Consider the following 17,627-nt stretch of genomic DNA (forward strand, 5'->3'; position numbering starts at 1 on the left):
ATTTTTTGCCAAAAATAAATTACTTCAAGGCAACATCGCTAAATTTTGCATAGATATTTATTGCCGCCCCTGCATTTTGACTGCCATTATAGCCCTTCAGCTTTTGATTGTCGTAAGAGTTACTCGATGTAAGTTTTAGGCCTTTTGGATATTTTACTGCGCTGTTAGTGCCGTTATAGGTAAAATTGAAGGCAGACTCGGGCAGATCGAGGATAAGGTCTGAATTCTCCAAAGTAATGTCCAGACTTTTAAACCCGGGGGCAACCTTATCAATCTTTAATTCCCCAAAGGTGCCTGAAAGTATACCTGTCTCGCCCAGTTCTTTGAGATATACGCTACTGGAATTTGAATCGAGCTTAAGGCTCTGGGCTTTTTCAATTTTAAGATCCTGCACATAGGCCGCATTGAGTACTCCGTATTTCCAGTTCTTTATAAGCACGGGAGTATAGGCTACCCTGAAGTTGGTGTTTTTCCCTGCTATTTCTGCAGCATTGAACCTGGAATGCGAAACTTCTCCTCTCAGGTTATTTGTTGTTCCGGAAAGACTTACTTCCCCATGACGAACCTTCAGCTTAAGCTGTCCCGACTTCGGCATTTTCACTTTCAAAACCTTTTTTGCCGAATTATGATCCCTGAGCACAATGACGTTAGACCCCGATTTTTCTTTCTGGCTTCGGGCTTCTTTCTCTATATTGGCTGCCCAGGCTTCCATTTCCTTGCCAAAACTTTCGCCCCACTTTTCCATATCTCTTTCAAAGCTCTTTCCCCAGGCTTCCATCTCTTTCTCAAAATCTTTGCTCCAGGCCTGCATTTTCATTTCGTGTTTTTTCCAGAGTACAGAATCTTTCTCCATTTTCTGCGCCCATTCTTCCATGGCTTTTTCAAAGTCTTTCCCAAAGTTCTTTTCCATCTGCTTTTCGAACTTCTCCATGTATTTTTCGCCATCTTTTTGATACTGCTCGTAATCAAAATCTATCTTTCCCACACTCGCATAAAATTCTGGCGGAAGCGGCGGATGTGCCATGAGATTCTCCAGCATGGGCCCCATCATTTCGGTAAGCGGGGCAATCATCTCGGGCAATTTTGCAAGAGGTGCCTGCATGGCAGCCATATTAAAATCGCCGGGGCCGCCGGGAGCAGCTTCAGAATGTATCTTCACTTCCGAAGCCGATGCATCAACATCAAAGCGCCAGCTTTCAAGGTTCTTATCCTGCTTTTCACTGCCGCCTTCAACAAAGGCAGAGACCTGCACTTCATTTTTGTCCCAATACTCAACATCAATCTGTGTGTGGCGCGCATTAATATTAAGCGTTACATCTTTATTGGTCTTAAAAGTTTTATTGAATTTACTCGTTTGCGCCAGGCCAGTGGTGGCACAGAGCAGCGCAATTATTGCCGTTTTAAGCTTTATGGTTTTCATTTTTCTGCATTTTTGATTGATTGATATCTTTAATTTTGTTCTTCAGTTTATACAACAGCTCAAGCCTAAGCTGCAGGTTAGAGATCAAAGCCTCGACACTGCTTTCGGTAAGGCCGGTTTCACTGATTTCGGCATTTAATTTTTTGTATTCCTGGTCAAGTCCTGCCAGTTGCTTCATAAAAGAATCTACCAGGGCTTTATTGGAATCATTGACTTCCAGCTTTGCCAGCTCAATATTGAGGCTCGCCAGGTAAAAGTTTTCGATCTTCCTGAACTCGGGAGACTCATCACTAAGCTGATATTCTTTGGTCACCGAAATTTCCTCTTCTTTTTCCTGTTCTATAACTTCGGGTGCATTGGTAATCTCATTCCCGCTAAAAGTTTCGTGCTTGTTAAGGAAGAAAAAACCTATCCCCAGGGCAACCACCAGCACGGCCGCTATTTTGAGAAAGTAAAAACTCCTGTTTGGAGATGAACTTTCCTTTTTCTCCTGCGGAAACTGGGCTTCCAGTCTCGCTTCAAATCTATTGAGATGTCCTTTTGGGGGTTTAGAAAGCAACGATTTGTCTTCCTGCAACATCTTTCTAATATCCTGTGCCATATCTTTTTTCTTTTAATTCGTCCTGTAATTTCTTTTTTCCACGGTGAACAAGGGTTCTGGAAGCCACCTGGGAAATGTCGAGTATTTCTGCTATTTCCTGATGATCATAACCTTCAAGCAGGTACAACATCAACGGATACCTGTACTTTTCGGGCAGTTGCTGCATGCTCGCTTTCACCTCATCAATCCCCACATGATCGTCAACATTCCAGTTCTCCTCCTCTTCTACCGTCCCCAACACCTGTTCATTAATTGCTACCATTTCCAATTTTCGGGCTTTTAATTTATCGAGACATTTATTGATCACGATACGTTTAAGCCAGGCTCCAAATGACACGTCGCCGGTGAATTGCGCCAGTTTCTGAAAAGCTTTGATAAAAGCCTCCTGCATGGCATCTTCAGCTTCAAACGGGTCATTTATAAACCTCAGGGCCACATAGTACATGCCGTCGCAATACTTGTTGTAAAGCTTGAGCTGGGCCCTGCGGTCATTCTGTTTGCAAGCCTCTATTAATTGATGTTGTATCAAAATAACTTCAGTTTGGTTGGGTTTCACTTTAAAGACGACAGGAATTATGTCGCGTTGCAAAATTTCCACTAAAAGTAGATTTTTTTCTGAATACCTTCGAAAAATGGCATTTATGAGAGGAAATTCTGCGGAAGTGGTGCGGGTTTAACGGGCAATCTGCTCAGTTCTGAAAGAACTTTTTACGACTGAAAAATCTCTTCCTCATTAGAAAAACTGTCGATCGCCCGGGTTTGATAAGAGGTGCCTAAAATGGCATTTTTGGGAGGAAATTCTGCGGAAGGACTACGGGTTGCGGCTTGGGGTTTTAGTTATGAGTTGCGGGGTGCGTAGTCTCTCATATTTACCAATCTTCTAATTTCCCACTCTTCATCTACTTCGTACTTCTAACTTCCACTTAGCAACTTCAGGATCTCCTGCTCTACTTCAGGGGAATTCCATTTTTCTTCAATTTCTGGAAGTTGCATTACCTTATCCATTATCGCAGCTTGTTTGTCGCCCAGTTCAAGGGCTTCAGCATAGGGCGCTTCAGAAAAAGTTACGCGTGAATAGACGGGAACCCAGGCTTCAGGATGTTTTTCAGCAAAATGCTTTTCGATCTTCTTCCGAAGAAGAAATTTTTGATCGGCTGTTTTGCTACTCATTTCCATGAAATTGCGGTAACTGAGTTCAGCAATAGCATCGGCATTGGGTTTTCTAAGGGCCTGGTAGTGTGCGAATATCTGCTCCCAGTCGTCTCCAAACTCGTTTTCTAACCTACTTAATTCTGATATATCTTCAAAACCGGCGTTCATGCCCTGCCCGTAAAAAGGCACAATGGCGTGGGCGGCATCGCCAACCAGCGCAATCTTGTCAAAATACGTCCACGGATAACATTTTACGGTCACCAGCGCACTGGTGGGGTTTTTGAAAAAATCGCTGGTAAGGTTGGAAATTTCATCTTTGATATCGGGAAAGAATTCACTGAAAAAGTTTTCGGCTTTTACTTCGGAAGAAAGGGTCTCAAAAGAATGTTCGCCCTCAAAAGGCAGGAACAGTGTGCAGGTGAAACTGCCGTCGAGGTTGGGCATGGCAATTAACATGAACCTGCCCCGAGGCCAGATATGAAAGGAATTTTTGTCGAGCTTATGGGAACCATCGGCGTTTGCGGCAATACGCAGCTCCTTGTAACCCACATTTACGAAATGTTGGGAATAGTTGAACCTGCTTTGGCGCTGCATTTTATGGCGCACGCGGGAGAAAGCACCATCGGCCCCAAAAATGAGATCGAAATCGTACTCCTGCCAGTTTCCTTTTTCAGATTCCCCGGTATAAAGTTTTGCTTCGGCAAGGTCTACATCCCATACTTTTTCCTCAAATCTGAATTCGGCTCCCGCAGCTTCAGCAAGATCGATCATTTTCCGATTTAATACGCCGCGGGAAATGGAATAAATGGCTTCCTCTTCCTGCCCGTACTTTTGAAAATAAACCGGACTGTCATTTACATGCATTGCCCTCTGATACAGCGGAATTGCAAGTTCGCGCACCTCCTCCTCGATACCGGCCTCCCGCAGGGCTTTCCAGCCGCGGTTAGACATGGCAAGGTTGATAGAGCGTCCAGAAAATTCTACTTTTCGAACATCGGGCCGCCTGTCAAAAACGGTGATTTTATGTCCTCTTTGTCTAAGATGTAGGGCAAGTAAGGAGCCTACCAGCCCGGTACCCACTATGGCGATGTTCTTTGAGTGCTGCATGTCACCTGCGAAAATACTATTTTTTACAGTACCAGGGATCGGGATTTAAGCCTGGAGATAAATCTGGTTATTCCATTCACAGGATTTAAGAAAAGCCTTTGGCCTTTTTGCCCCTGCTATGAGCTTCAAGAAATTTTAGCCTTTTCCATCCAAAAAGTGAATTGGTTAGTTGAAAAAAGTCCCGGCTCCTGCTTTTGCAGGGAAGTGAGCTTGATGCTTTCCCCTTGAAAAACTGTAATTAAAACCTGAATTGCCACAGCACGACTCCCGTTAAACCTCCGTTAAAGTAGGATTTGCAGATTAAAAGCTTTTGTACATTTATTAAAAAATCTATGGAAATCAATTTATTACCGCAGATTTTTAGGTGAATAACCATTAATAACTAACCAGCTACCAGCGGGTAGCACAAATCAAACAATTATGAGAGATTTAGTCTGGCTTATTATCGTTTTACTAATTATTGGATGGTTAATAGGCTATTTCGCCTTCCCCGATCTTGGAAGTATTATCCATATTTTGATCGTGATCGCTGTGATCCTGGTCATATACAAACTGCTCACAGGAAGAAGCCTTTAAATACCAGAGGTAAAAATCCAGAGGCCGCCCCGGTAAATATTGAGAAGAATACTGCATTAACTATTTTAGATGGTTAATAAATTTTCTTGTCTTTATTTGAGGCGGTCTCTCCGTTTTTGGGAGTAAGATTTTAGATGTATGAAATTTGTCATAATAGACGATGAATATTACTGGCTGTTGGCAGATAGTAGTCTTCTCTATATTAAGCAGCAGGAAATAGCTCCATTACTATACACAACAATATTTTATATACAATTAAAATTTATATACAATTAAAAAATGTGGAACTTAAAAGGACAAACAGCCGTAATTACCGGAGGCTCAAAAGGAATTGGCAGGGCAACTGTTGAGGAATTTCTGAAGCTGGGGGCAGAAGTGCTCTTCACCGCCAGAAATGCAGATGATATCCTGAAGGCCGAAGATGAACTTACCGCACAGGGACATGTTGTAAAAGGAATAGTTGCCGATGTCACCCAGGCTGCCGACCGACAAAAGATCGTTACCTGGACAACGAATAACTGGAAGGCAGTGACTATTCTCGTAAACAATGCCGGGATCAATATCAGAAAAAAAGCTACTGATATTTCTGAAGAAGAACACCAGCAGGTAATTGAGACCAACCTGATAGCCCCCTTCCTCCTGGCGCGCGAGTTACACCCGCAACTGGTAAAATCGAAGAACGCAAAGATCATTAATGTATCTTCGGCAGCCGCAACTCAGGATGTTGGCACGGGTACGCCTTACGCTATGGCCAAAGCCGGGCTTTTACAGCAAACCCGCAGCCTCGCAGTAGAATGGGCAAGGGATCATATTCGGGTTAATGCTGTTTCTCCCTGGTACACCCGCACCCCACTGACTGATTCTGTATTACAGGGAGAGCGGAAAGAGATGATCTTGCGCCGCACTCCGCTCCACCGCATTGCAGAACCAGAAGAAATAGCATCAGTCATTGCTTTTTTGGCTATGGACAAATCTTCTTTTATCACCGGACAAAATATTATTGCTGATGGTGGAATGAGTGTGAAAGCACTTTAAAGTTAAATATGCGAAATTCGAAGTAAAGAAACGAAGCTACAGCATATCAAAAAAATAATCTCCCAAAAATGGCATTTTTGAGAGATTATTTTGAATGTATTTTAAGCTGGATCTAAGAGTGGATTGGCCTGTTATCGGTAGCTGCAAGGGCAGCTTCCTTAACGGCTTCAGCATAAGTTGGGTGGGCGTGGCTCATCCTTGAAATATCTTCGGCCGAAGCACGGAATTCCATTGCAGTTACGGCTTCAGCAATAAGATCGGCTACACGGGCACCTATCATGTGCACGCCAAGCACCTCATCTGTAGCTTCATCGGAGAGTATCTTTACCATTCCGTCAATATCTCCACTGGCCCTTGATCTTCCCAGGGCACGCATAGGGAATTTTCCTTCCTTATATTTAACTCCTTCTTCTTTTAGCTGCTCTTCGGTCTTCCCAACGGCGGCAACTTCAGGCCAAGTATAAACCACACCCGGAATTAAGTTGTAATCTATGTGCGGCTTTTGTCCGGCGATAACTTCAGCAACAAGAGTTCCCTCTTCCGAAGCTTTGTGCGCCAGCATTGGGCCTTTGATCACATCTCCGATTGCGTAAATATTTTTTGCTGAAGTCTGCAACTGGGCATTCACCTCTACCCTTCCGCGCTCGTCAATCTTCACCCCCGCAGCTTCTGCATTAAGGCCTTCAGTATAAGGTTTACGACCTACAGAAACCAGGCAGTAATCTCCTTTAAATTCTACTTCTTTATCTTTTTTGTCTTTGGCTTTTACCACCACCTCGTCGCCGTTGCGCTCTACAGAATTTACCTGGTGCGAAACGTAGAATTTCATTCCCTGCTTCTTAAGGCTTCGGGTCAATTCTTTGGCAAGTGCTGCATCCATGGTAGGAATAATACTGTCCATATACTCCACCACAGAGACTTTTGCGCCCAACCTCATATATACCTGCCCGAGTTCCAGGCCTATCACTCCACCGCCAATCACAATAAGGTGATCGGGGATTTCTTTGAGCTCAAGAGCTTCAGTCGAGGTGATGATCCTCTCCTTATCGAGCTTAATGAACGGCAGGTTTGCGGGTTTTGACCCCGTTGCAATAATGCTGTTCTTTGCTTCAATAGTTTGGGTATCGCCCTCAGATTTTTTGATGTTGATATGCGTTTCATCCTTAAATGAACCCACACCTTCAAACACATCGATGTTGTTCTTGTTCATCAGAAACTTAATTCCGTCTACAGTCTGGCTCACCACAGAACGTTTTCTCTCGATCATTTTTTCGAGGTTCACTTTCACCTCGCCCGGAATTTCAATGCCGTGCTCTTCAAAATGCTTCACGGCATCATCGTAGTGGTGCGAAGAATCGAGTAGCGCCTTGCTGGGAATACACCCCACATTAAGACAGGTACCACCAAGACTGGAATATTTTTCTATAAGTGCGGTTTTCATCCCCAGTTGTGCACAGCGAATTGCAGCAACATATCCTCCGGGGCCTGAACCTATAACAGCAACATCATATTTGCTCATAAGTAAGTTTTTTGTTGAGTTTTTACAAGAATAACAAAAGTACGACTATTAATGACAAATGAAAAGGCTGGTTTTTTTGAGATGTGAGATGTGAGATATGAGATATTAGATATTAAATAAGGAAAATTTGGCTCCTGAACCTTGAACTTTGAACATTAAACATTGAACTTTAAACATTGAACCTCAAACACTTAACTCGGTGGTGTTCTTTACCGGGCTAATCACAAAGGTACTTTGGGTGCTGCCAATGTGTTGCAGTGTAGTGAGCTTGTTAAGCATAAACTCGCGGTAGGCATCCATATCCCTCACCATGACCTTGAGAATATAATCATACTCGCCGCTCACGTGAAAAACTTCAAGCACTTCAGAAAGTTCTTTCACCTCCCTTTCAAAACCGGTAATGTTCGCCTTGGTATGCTGTACCAGCTTGATTTGGCAAAAAGCGGTAAAAGCACGATCAACTTTATCTGGCCTCACAAGGGCAACATACTTTGAAATTACCCCGGCGCGCTCGAGTTTTCGAATACGTTCATACACAGCCGTTACTGAAAGACCCAGTTTACCGGCCAGTTCTTTATTGGTTTTTTTGGAATTTTCCTGCAGCAGGGCCAGCAGTTTTTTATCGGTATTGTCGGTGATCATTCCGTAATTTTTTCCTGAAAAAGTGAACTTCAGCAAATATATTAGAAATAATATCTGAAAATGCCATTTTTGACAGATAAATATTCTATATATGAGGACTATCATTGATTTTATTTCCAAAACTTCTTTCCTTTGAAAGGAATTAAAAATCATTAAGTCATGAAATTCAAACCGGCAGATAAGATACAGGACCTGCAATATTTCGGGGAATTTGGAGGGGTAAACCCCAGCATTTCCGATTCTTCTACTTACACCTTCCTTTCAGCAAAAACCATGTTTGACACCTTTGAAGGCAACGCCGAAGGTTGTTATCTTTATTCACGGCACTCCTCCCCTTCCAACCTTTATTTAGGCGAAGCCCTTGCGGCTATGGAAGGCACCGAGGCTGCAAATGTGGCAGCTAGTGGCATGGGCGCCATCACCCCGGTTTTACTTCAACTGTGCCAGGCAGGAGACTACATTATTTCAAGCCGCACCATTTATGGCGGAACTTATGCCTTTCTCAAGAATTTCGCACCCCGCCTTAACATCAACACTTCCTTTGTTGACATAACCGATCTTGAAAAGGTAGAAGCCGCAATTAATGAGAACACAAAAGTCATTTACTGCGAAGCCGTGAGCAACCCGTTACTGGAGGTGGCCGACCTAAAAGGACTTTCAGAAATAGCAAAAAAACACGGCCTTAAATTCGTGGTAGACAATACTTTTTCGCCACTGGCCATCTCCCCTGCAACCATGGGTGCCGATGTGGTGATTCACAGCCTCACCAAGTTCATTAACGGCTCCAGCGACACGGTTGGCGGCGTGGTTTGCGGAACCCAGGAATTCATCAACGAACTGCGAAGCGTGAACGATGGCGCCAGCATGCTGCTGGGCCCAACCATGGATTCTATGCGGGCTGCTTCTATTTTAAAGAACCTGCGCACCCTGCACATCAGGATGAAGCAACATAGCCATAACGCCCTTTTTCTTGCTGAAAAATTTGAGCAGGACGGTCTTAGAACTGTCTATCCCGGCCTAAAAAGCCATCCGGGACATGAAATGTACAAAAGCATGATGAACGAGGAGTATGGTTTTGGCGGGATGCTGGTGGTAGATGCCGGTTCCCTTGACAAAGCCAATGCGCTTATGGAAATGATGCAGGAAAAAAACCTGGGTTACCTTGCAGTAAGCCTCGGGTTCTACAAAACCCTCTTTAGTGCGCCCGGAACTTCAACTTCTTCGGAAATTCCTGAAGAAGAACAAAAAGAAATGGGACTATCAGACGGAATTATCCGATTTTCTATTGGTCTGGACAATGACATTGAGCGCACCTACCAGATGATGCGCAAATGCATGGAAAAGATTGGCATCCTGAAATAAACCTTCGGAAAGAGCAGAAAAAAATAAATTTCAGCATACTTCCGAAGTAAATATTTTCAAAAAGAGCTTCCATAACAGGCTTCCAAAAATGCCATTTTTGGAAGCCTATATTTTATCAACAATTGCCCACAAAGCGAGATTGAATCTTTATATTTGTGAGGTTTTGCCGGTGAGACAGGTTGCTCCCGGCGGTGACCCAAATCATATGTAAGACCGTATAATAGTCACATTTTTGTATTAAATAAATATTCATGATTGAAATCAACAAGTACATAGATCACACCATCCTTAAAGCAACTGCTACCAAAGAAGATGTTGTTGCGCTGTGTAAAGAAGCTAAAGAGTACAGTTTTTTCTCGGTTTGCGTGAACAGCAGTTTTGTGCCCCTTGCAAAAAAGGAACTTGAAGGAACTGATGTAAAAGTTTGTACCGTGGTAGGTTTTCCCTTAGGGGCCATGTCTACCGAAGCTAAAGTCTTCGAGACCCAACAAGCTCTAAAAGATGGCGCTGAAGAGGTCGATATGGTGATCAACATTGGGGAACTGAAATCGAAGAACTTCAAGAAAGTTGAAGAAGAAATTGCTGAAATTAAAAAGGCCACAGGCGATATGGTTCTTAAGGTGATCATTGAAACCTGTTACCTCACCCCACAGGAAATAGTTTTGGCCAGCGAAATTGCGGTTAAAGCAAAAGCCGATTTTGTAAAAACCTCTACCGGATTTGGCAATGACGGTGCCCGGCTCGAGAATATAGAACTAATGAGGAATGCTGTAGACGGGAAAGCAAAATTAAAGGCTTCGGGCGGAATTAAGAATCTTGACACCGCATTGTCTTTCATTGAAGCAGGTGTTGATAGAATAGGAACTTCTTCGGGAGTATCAATTGTAAAGGAATTAAAAAAATGAGCATACACATTGGCGCCAACAAAGGCGATATAGCAGAAACAGTACTATTACCGGGAGATCCCTTAAGAGCAAAATGGATCGCAGAAACTTATCTAGAAGATGCAAAATGTTACAACCAGGTACGCAACATGTTTGGGTACACGGGAACCTATAAAGGCCGAAGAATTTCGGTACAGGGCACCGGGATGGGGGTACCTTCAATATCGATCTACGCTCACGAACTCATCAATGAGTTTGGCGTAAAAAACCTCATTAGGGTAGGCAGCGCCGGATCTTATCAAAAAAGTGTGAAGCTTCGCGATATCGTTATTGCGATGGCGGCTTCATCTACTTCAGGAATAAACCAGTACAGGTTCCAGGGAGCCGATTTTGCACCTACGGCAAGTTTCAGCCTTTTTCAGCAGGCAATTGAAAAGGCTAAAGAGAAGAAGATCGAGGTAAAGGCAGGAAACGTGCTTACCAGCGATGAATTCTATGCCGATGAATTTGAATCTTATCAAATGTGGTCAAATTTTGGGGTGCTTTGTGTAGAGATGGAATCCTCAGGCCTGTATACCATCGCCGCTAAACACGGTGTAAATGCCCTTTCCCTGCTCACAATTTCTGACTCTCTGGTGACTAAGGAAAAAACCACTACCGAAGAGCGCGAAAGCACTTTTAAAGGTATGGTGGAGATCGCCCTCGAATTAGGATAGGTTTTCTCAATATTTGAACAGAAGCGGAAATTTCAGCATGAAGTTTCCGCTTTTTTATTTCTACCTAAGAATGTTTAGAAGTTGTACAAAATAGTTTTTTCTGTTCAAAAAGGCATTTTGAAAGTCAAGTATTGAAGTCTCACCTTTTGACTTTTATCGAAAAATCGTAACATTACGCATTCAAAATTTTACACCCCTTAAATGGAAGACGAAAAATTCATTAAAGACACAAAAGTTCTTGAAAATCGTGAGTTGAATATCTGGGAAGCTTTATTTCCGGTTTTTGCCCTGGTAGGAATGCTGGCGTATAATGTTTTTGTATACGGAGACGATTCCCTGGGCGGGTCAAACCAGTTCATCCTTCTCCTGGGAGCTGCCGTTGCAGCTATAGTGGGGATGTTCAACAAAGTCTCTTTTGACACTATGATCGAAGAGGTGGCCAACAATATTAAATCTACTACGGGCGCAATTCTTATCCTGCTCATGGTAGGGTCTCTCGCCGGCACCTGGCTCATTAGTGGAATTATCCCCACCATGATCTATTACGGGTTGCAGATTCTCAATCCCACAATATTTTTGGCGGCAACAGTAGTCATTTGTTCGGTGATCTCGGTAGCCACGGGAAGTAGCTGGACTACTTCGGCAACAGTGGGAATAGCACTGATAGGAATTGCCGAAGCCCTGGGGATTTCGGTAGGAATGACGGCCGGTGCCATTCTTTCGGGAGCATATTTTGGGGATAAGATGTCACCTCTTAGTGACACTACCAACCTGGCTCCTGCCATGGCCGGAACAGATTTGTTCACGCACATAAGGTATATGACCCTTACCACGGTGCCCACCATTGTGGTCACCCTTATTGTTTTCACCATTCTGGGCTTTAGCGTAGAACCTTCGGGTACCGCAGATACCAGTGCGATCCTGGCATCTATAGACAGTGCATTTAATATTAGCCCCTGGCTTTTTGCCGTACCGGTGCTGGTGATCGTTCTTATTGTTATGAAGACCTCTCCGCTTATCGCTTTACTGTTAGGAACTTTACTGGGCGCTGCCGCCGCGGTGATCTTTCAGCCCGAAGTGGTAACCGCAGTATCAGGCTATGAGACCCTCTCTTTTGAAGCTGCATACGTTGGCTTAATGAATGCCATCACCATTGACACTGAAATCATTACCGATAATGCACAGCTCAACGACCTGTTCTCTTCGGGAGGAATGTATGGAATGCTGGGAACCATCTGGCTTATCATCTGCGCCATGGTCTTTGGTGGGATCATGGACGCCATTGGCGCTCTTGCAACTATAAGTAAAGCCCTGCTTAACCTGTTCCACACCACTTTTGGCCTTTTTGCCAGTACCGTCTTTAGCTGTATTACCCTTAACGCCACAGCATCTGACCAGTATTTGGCTATTGTAGTACCCGGAAAAATGTTTGCCAAGGCTTACCGCGACAAAGGCCTGGCTCCCGAAAATTTAAGCCGCTCGTTAGAAGACTCGGGTACGGTCACTTCGGTACTTATTCCATGGAATACCTGTGGTGCCTACCACAGTGGGGTTCTTGGCGTGCCGGTAGCTTCTTATTTCGTCTATGCGATCTTTAACTACCTAAGCCCGTTCATGACCTTGTTTTATGCAGCTTTCAATATTAAAATAAGAGAGCTGGCTGGCAATGCAGCAGCTCAATAACAATAGGTTATACCGAAAGAATAATAGCATTAGAAAAACCTATAACAAAATAAAAAATAAAGATTTGCGGCCTTAGTAGGGCCGCTCTTTGTTTTTATCTTTGCACCCGAATTAAATCAATAATAAAAACTAAAAATACTATGGCATTAGTAGGAAAAAAATTTCCAAACTTAGAAGTAAACGCTATGAACGACTTAGGTGATACTTTTAAGATCAACGTATTCGAAGAAGCAAAGAAAAACGGTAAAAAAGTTTTGCTTTTCTGGTACCCAAAAGATTTCACCTTTGTTTGCCCTACAGAGCTACACGCATTTCAGGAAGCCCTGGCCGACTTTGAAAAAAGAAATGTAATGGTCATTGGAGCTTCATGTGACACTCCCGAAGTTCACTTTGCATGGTTAAACACTCCAAAAGATGACGGAGGTATTGAAGGTGTTACTTATCCTATCCTTGCCGATTCAAACAGGAACCTTGCTAACCAGCTGGGCATTCTTGACATAACAAACGAGAGCTATAACGAAGAAACAGGTATCTACACTGTAGAAGGCGACAACGTAACCTATCGTGCTACTTACCTAATCGACGAAGAAGGAACAGTATTCCACGAAGGTATCAACCACATGCCACTTGGTAGAAACGTAAAAGAATTCATCCGTTTGATTGATGCTTACACTCACGTACAGGAAAAAGGTGAGGTTTGTCCTGCAAACTGGGAAGAAGGAAAAGATGCCATGAATGCAAACCGTGAAGGAGTTGCATCTTACCTAAGCTCTAACTAAAAAACGCATTACAATGAGAGAATTGACTGAAGATAATTTGGCGGAAGTAGTTGCCGAAAATGACACTGTAGTTGTACAGTACATGGCCGGATGGTGCGGTAACTGCAGGGTGATGAAGCCCAAGTTCAAAAAACTTGCTGCCGAAAATGAAAACGCGACTTTTCTCCTGGTTGATGCCGAAAAAAATCCTGAATCCAGGAAAATGGCCAAAGTAGACAATCTGCCCACTTTTGCCACTTTTAAAAACGGGGCATTTGTAAACCAGGTGCAAACCAACAAATTTGAACTTTTAAAAGACCTAGTTAATGAAGTTACCAGTAATTAGACACCTGCAAAAGAACAACGAAAAAGAAAAACTTGAAAACACACTTGAAGTTTTGGAATCATTCTGCGACCACAGGTCGGTAAGTGAAGCCGAAATGGACGTGGTGGGCGAGTTGATCAGCAACATTTGCGGTGCTCTTGAAGTTCAAAACATGATCGATGAAGGTATGCCCGAAAGAGATGCGGCAAACAACTTCATGCAAAAAGTGTTGAGTTCTATAGATAAATAGACCGGTACTATACCAGTAAATAAAGGCTGCCTCGTGTTTTTGAGGCAGCCTTTTTGTTTTATGACAATTTTAGTAAAATACCATCCCTAAAATTTTAATTTTAGTAGCTCAACCCAAGAAACCTCGATATGTCACAAATAACGCACAAAGGAAAACCTATTACTACCTATGGCCACCTTCCCGAAAAGGGGGAAAGAGCTCCACATTTTGAACTTTTAAAATCTGATTTGAGCGTGGCTACCCTTCAGGATTTTAAAGGAAAACGCGTGATCATGAACATATTTCCCAGCATAGACACCAATGTTTGCGCTACTTCGGTAAATAATTTTAGTCAACGCGCTGCCGATCTTAACAATGTGGTGGTTTTGAATATTTCTCGCGACCTGCCTTTTGCCCAGGAAAGATTTAGTTCGGCTAATGACATTTCTAACGGAATAAACCTTTCAGACTTCAGGGAACGCAACTTCGGAAAAGATTACGGCCTCGAGATCATAGACGGCCCTATGGAAGGATTGTTGTCCCGCGTGGTTATTGTGCTCGATGAGAACGGAAAGATCCTGCATACCGAACAGGTAGATAAAATTGAAGATGAGCCTAACTATCTTGAAGCTCTTAAACCTTTATTGTAATGTATAATTTCATCACCGGCCGAATTAAGGGAGGTGGTTATGCAATGAAGGGTGCGTGGCTGCTACTTCGCCATGAACCCAGCATCCAGGTGCAGTTTGTTATCGCCGTGATCATGACCATTGCCGGTTTTTTCTTTGAAATTACCTCTACCGAATGGATCATGCAGATCTTTGCCATTGGGCTGGTAATGGCTACCGAAGGTGTAAACACCGCCATCGAAAATATAGCCGACTTTGTGCATGCAGATTATCATGTGAAAATTGGGCGCATTAAAGATGTTGCCGCAGGCGCAGTCTTCTTTGCAGCCGTAGCAGCCGTGATTATTGGGCTCATTATTTATATTCCCTATATCTTCTATACCGTTTGAAACTTCCCGGCTTATAAAATCTCAAAAAACAGCTTTTTGCCGGGCTCCATCCCTTCCAAAAATGCCATTTTTGAGAAACTTTTTTCCGGTGCCTGCTTTAAAGCAGGGCTTATCCCTACTTCCTGCCCATAACGAAACTTCTTTGAAATAGATTTCACCTTTTCTTTATATTAGCTGGCACTAATTTGTATTTTTGCGCCCAAACCTTCAGTTCCACCATGGCTAAAAGAAAAGCTGTCAAAAAATCTTCTTCAAAATCCTCTTTTTCGAAGTCCTCGTTAAGGCTTTCCCCTAAGGGAAAGGTGCTGTTGGGAAGCTTTTTGATTTTTTTCGGGCTGGCGCTGTTAATCGCCTTTACCTCCTTTCTTTTTAACTGGCAGGTAGATCAAAGTACGCTCTCCCAGCTTGACAACCGCGAGTTGGAAACAAAAAACCTCCTCAGCAAGTTTGGAGCCGCCATAAGCAACTTCTTTATCTATGAAGGCTTTGGGATTGCAGCCTTTGCCTTTGCTTTTCTCACCATTACCACCGGGATCTACTATTTTATGAGCCTTAACAAAAAAGCTTTGTTCCGGTTCTGGTTCTGGGGGCTTCTGGTGATGATCTGGGTTTCGGTTTTCCTCGGTTTTTTTGCTGAATCGAACGCCCTGCTTGGCGGTACCGTGGGTTATGAAATGAACGATTACCTTCAGGATTACCTCGGCTTTACAGGTACAGTGCTGCTCCTGTCATTTTTGTTTGTGGTATACCTGGTCATCAGGCTGAAAGTAACTCCCGAGAAATTAATTTCAGCTTTCCGAAGAACAAAAAAGAATATTTCTGAAGATTTCCAGGCCTCTTCTTCTGTTTCTGAAGAATTTGGTTCAAAAGCAACTTCAGAAGAAATTAAACCGGCACCCCAACCTAAACAGGAGGCAGAGCCAAAGCCCGTTGCACCTGAAGTTGAAAAACCAACACCTCCAGCCCCCACTCCCGAAAAGGTCGTGATACGTTCAGAAGAAAACCCCGATGATGTGGCGATGGAAGTGGAAACAGCGCATGAAGAAGAAGAGCTTGACGATAATTTGAGCCGCAAACTTGTAGAAGATTACGGCGAATTCGACCCAACCCTTGAACTAAAGAATTACCAGTTCCCCACCATTGAACTTCTTAAAGACCACAATGCCAATGGCGGCGGAATCACCATTAACCAGGAAGAACTCGAGGAAAACAAGAACCGGATTGTAGATACCCTCAAAAATTACAAAATAGACATTGCCCAAATAAAGGCAACAGTAGGCCCAACAGTTACTTTGTACGAGATCATTCCCGAAGCAGGAATCAGGATTTCGAAGATCAAGAGCCTTGAAGATGATATTGCGCTTTCGCTTTCGGCCCTGGGGATAAGGATCATTGCTCCTATTCCTGGCAAGGGGACTATTGGTATCGAGGTGCCAAACAAGAATTCTACCATGGTATCCATGAGAAGTGTAATAGCCTCTCCCCGCTTTCAGAATGCCGAAATGGAACTACCCATGGCTTTGGGAAAGACCATCTCCAATGAGACCTTTGTGGTTGACCTGGCAAAAATGCCTCACCTGCTTATGGCAGGAGCTACAGGCCAGGGAAAGTCGGTTGGCCTTAATGCGATTCTTACTTCGCTGCTTTACAGCAAGCATCCTGCAGAGGTGAAATTTATTCTGGTAGATCCAAAAAAGGTAGAATTAACGCTCTTTAACAAAATAGAGAGGCACTACCTTGCCAAGCTCCCCGACACCGATGAAGCGATCATTACCGACAACACCAAGGTGATCAACACCCTAAACTCGCTTTGTATTGAAATGGACAACCGCTATGAGCTGCTAAAGGATGCCATGGTAAGGAACATCAAGGAATACAACGCCAAGTTCAAAGCCCGGAAGCTCAACCCCGAGAACGGGCACAAGTTTTTACCCTACATTGTACTGGTGGTAGATGAATTTGCCGACCTCATCATGACCGCCGGGAAGGAAGTTGAAGCTCCCATAGCCAGGCTGGCCCAGCTGGCACGGGCAATTGGCATTCATTTGATCATTGCCACCCAGCGGCCTTCGGTAAACGTAATAACCGGGATCATCAAGGCGAACTTCCCGGCGCGTATTGCCTTCAGGGTAACTTCAAAGATAGATTCGCGTACTATTCTCGACAGCCAGGGTGCCGACCAGCTTATTGGAAAAGGGGACATGCTGTTCACCCAGGGCAACACCCTGCTCAGGCTACAATGCGCCTTTGTAGATACTCCCGAAGTAGATAAAATAACCGAATTCATTGGTTCCCAAAAAGCCTATGCCGATGCTTACCACCTACCCGAATACAGCGGAGAGGAAAGTGGCACATCTCTTGATATTGATGTTGGCGACCGGGACAACCTCTTCCGCGAAGCTGCCGAAGTCATTGTAATTGCACAACAGGGATCGGCATCTTTACTCCAGAGAAAACTTAAACTGGGGTACAACCGCGCAGGTAGGATCATTGATCAACTGGAGGCAGCCGGAGTCGTGGGACCCTTTGAGGGCAGCAAGGCACGACAAGTACTGGTGCAGGATATTGAAGGCCTGAACCAACTGTTGAATGGAGAATAG

18 protein-coding genes are annotated in these 17,627 nt (G+C 43.8%); 12 read left to right on the plus strand and 6 right to left on the minus strand.

Features of this window, described 5'->3' with window-relative positions; genetic code table 11:
- Nucleotides 1–19 precede the first annotated feature (19 nt).
- The 4 genes from JRG66_RS00645 to JRG66_RS00660 all read right to left on the minus strand — a co-directional run bounded on the left by JRG66_RS00645 (nucleotide 20) and on the right by JRG66_RS00660 (nucleotide 4,280).
- Entirely contained in the window at nucleotides 20–1,420 is a 1,401-nt protein-coding gene (locus JRG66_RS00645) for a YggN family protein (protein ID WP_265163806.1), read from the minus strand.
- Nucleotides 1,401–2,021 carry a hypothetical protein gene (locus JRG66_RS00650; protein WP_265163807.1) on the minus strand — a complete coding sequence of 207 codons (621 nt, stop codon included), beginning with the start codon at nucleotides 2,019–2,021 and terminating at the stop codon, nucleotides 1,401–1,403. Before JRG66_RS00650 ends, JRG66_RS00645 begins: the two co-directional genes overlap by 20 nt.
- Nucleotides 2,005–2,550, minus strand: a complete 546-nt coding sequence (locus JRG66_RS00655; RefSeq protein WP_265165474.1) for an RNA polymerase sigma factor — start codon at nucleotides 2,548–2,550, stop codon at nucleotides 2,005–2,007. The genes JRG66_RS00650 and JRG66_RS00655 overlap by 17 nt, the downstream gene beginning before the upstream one ends.
- Nucleotides 2,551–2,933: 383 nt before the next feature.
- On the minus strand, nucleotides 2,934–4,280 hold the full coding sequence (locus tag JRG66_RS00660; RefSeq protein WP_265163808.1) for an FAD-dependent oxidoreductase: 1,347 nt from the start codon (nucleotides 4,278–4,280) through the stop codon (nucleotides 2,934–2,936).
- 420 nt (nucleotides 4,281–4,700) lie between these two features.
- Here JRG66_RS00660 and JRG66_RS00665 point away from each other — a divergent pair, with 420 nt between their 5' ends.
- Together JRG66_RS00665 and JRG66_RS00670 are read left to right on the plus strand one after the other, a co-directional pair.
- Complete coding sequence (locus tag JRG66_RS00665; protein ID WP_029035348.1) at nucleotides 4,701–4,856, plus strand: lmo0937 family membrane protein; 156 nt, start codon at nucleotides 4,701–4,703, stop codon at nucleotides 4,854–4,856.
- Nucleotides 4,857–5,135: 279 nt separating this feature from the next.
- The gene (locus JRG66_RS00670) at nucleotides 5,136–5,891 is read left to right on the plus strand and encodes an SDR family oxidoreductase (RefSeq protein ID WP_265163809.1); all 756 of its coding nucleotides are present in this window, start codon (nucleotides 5,136–5,138) and stop codon (nucleotides 5,889–5,891) included.
- 112 nt (nucleotides 5,892–6,003) lie between these two features.
- On the opposite strand, the gene lpdA is transcribed toward JRG66_RS00670, so the two are convergent.
- Both lpdA and JRG66_RS00680 read right to left on the minus strand, forming a co-directional pair.
- Entirely contained in the window at nucleotides 6,004–7,410 is a 1,407-nt protein-coding gene (gene lpdA / locus JRG66_RS00675; RefSeq protein WP_265163810.1) for a dihydrolipoyl dehydrogenase, read from the minus strand.
- A gap of 183 nt (nucleotides 7,411–7,593) precedes the next feature.
- A complete protein-coding gene (locus tag JRG66_RS00680) occupies nucleotides 7,594–8,052 on the minus strand; it encodes an Lrp/AsnC family transcriptional regulator (protein ID WP_265165475.1) in 459 nt (152 codons plus the stop codon).
- A gap of 159 nt (nucleotides 8,053–8,211) precedes the next feature.
- On the opposite strand from JRG66_RS00680, the gene JRG66_RS00685 reads away from it, so the two are divergent.
- From JRG66_RS00685 to JRG66_RS00730, 10 genes are all read left to right on the plus strand, one after another.
- Nucleotides 8,212–9,414, plus strand: a complete 1,203-nt coding sequence (locus JRG66_RS00685) for an aminotransferase class V-fold PLP-dependent enzyme (protein ID WP_265163811.1) — start codon at nucleotides 8,212–8,214, stop codon at nucleotides 9,412–9,414.
- Between the two features lie 254 nt (nucleotides 9,415–9,668).
- On the plus strand, nucleotides 9,669–10,319 hold the full coding sequence (deoC, locus tag JRG66_RS00690) for a deoxyribose-phosphate aldolase (RefSeq protein ID WP_265165476.1): 651 nt from the start codon (nucleotides 9,669–9,671) through the stop codon (nucleotides 10,317–10,319).
- A complete protein-coding gene (gene deoD, locus JRG66_RS00695) occupies nucleotides 10,316–11,014 on the plus strand; it encodes a purine-nucleoside phosphorylase (RefSeq protein ID WP_265163813.1) in 699 nt (232 codons plus the stop codon). The genes deoC and deoD overlap by 4 nt, the downstream gene beginning before the upstream one ends.
- Nucleotides 11,015–11,215: 201 nt before the next feature.
- The gene (gene nhaC / locus JRG66_RS00700; RefSeq protein WP_265163814.1) at nucleotides 11,216–12,697 is read left to right on the plus strand and encodes a Na+/H+ antiporter NhaC; all 1,482 of its coding nucleotides are present in this window, start codon (nucleotides 11,216–11,218) and stop codon (nucleotides 12,695–12,697) included.
- 140 nt (nucleotides 12,698–12,837) lie between these two features.
- Nucleotides 12,838–13,476: a peroxiredoxin gene (locus JRG66_RS00705; protein ID WP_265163815.1), complete on the plus strand. Its 639-nt coding sequence runs from the start codon at nucleotides 12,838–12,840 to the stop codon at nucleotides 13,474–13,476.
- A 13-nt stretch (nucleotides 13,477–13,489) separates the two neighbouring features.
- Entirely contained in the window at nucleotides 13,490–13,801 is a 312-nt protein-coding gene (locus JRG66_RS00710) for a thioredoxin family protein (protein ID WP_265163816.1), read from the plus strand.
- Nucleotides 13,782–14,030, plus strand: coding sequence for a DUF6952 family protein (locus JRG66_RS00715; protein ID WP_265163817.1), 249 nt, complete (start codon nucleotides 13,782–13,784; stop codon nucleotides 14,028–14,030). Before JRG66_RS00710 ends, JRG66_RS00715 begins: the two co-directional genes overlap by 20 nt.
- Before the next feature lie 128 nt (nucleotides 14,031–14,158).
- Entirely contained in the window at nucleotides 14,159–14,659 is a 501-nt protein-coding gene (gene tpx / locus JRG66_RS00720) for a thiol peroxidase (RefSeq protein ID WP_265163818.1), read from the plus strand.
- Nucleotides 14,659–15,027 (plus strand): diacylglycerol kinase, encoded by a 369-nt coding sequence (locus tag JRG66_RS00725; protein WP_265163819.1) that lies wholly within the window; start codon nucleotides 14,659–14,661, stop codon nucleotides 15,025–15,027. Before tpx ends, JRG66_RS00725 begins: the two co-directional genes overlap by 1 nt.
- 218 nt (nucleotides 15,028–15,245) lie before the next feature.
- On the plus strand, nucleotides 15,246–17,627 hold the full coding sequence (locus JRG66_RS00730) for an FtsK/SpoIIIE family DNA translocase (protein WP_265163820.1): 2,382 nt from the start codon (nucleotides 15,246–15,248) through the stop codon (nucleotides 17,625–17,627).

This window comes from Salinimicrobium tongyeongense (genome assembly GCF_026109735.1).
GTDB classification, from domain to species: Bacteria; Bacteroidota; Bacteroidia; order Flavobacteriales; family Flavobacteriaceae; genus Salinimicrobium; species Salinimicrobium tongyeongense.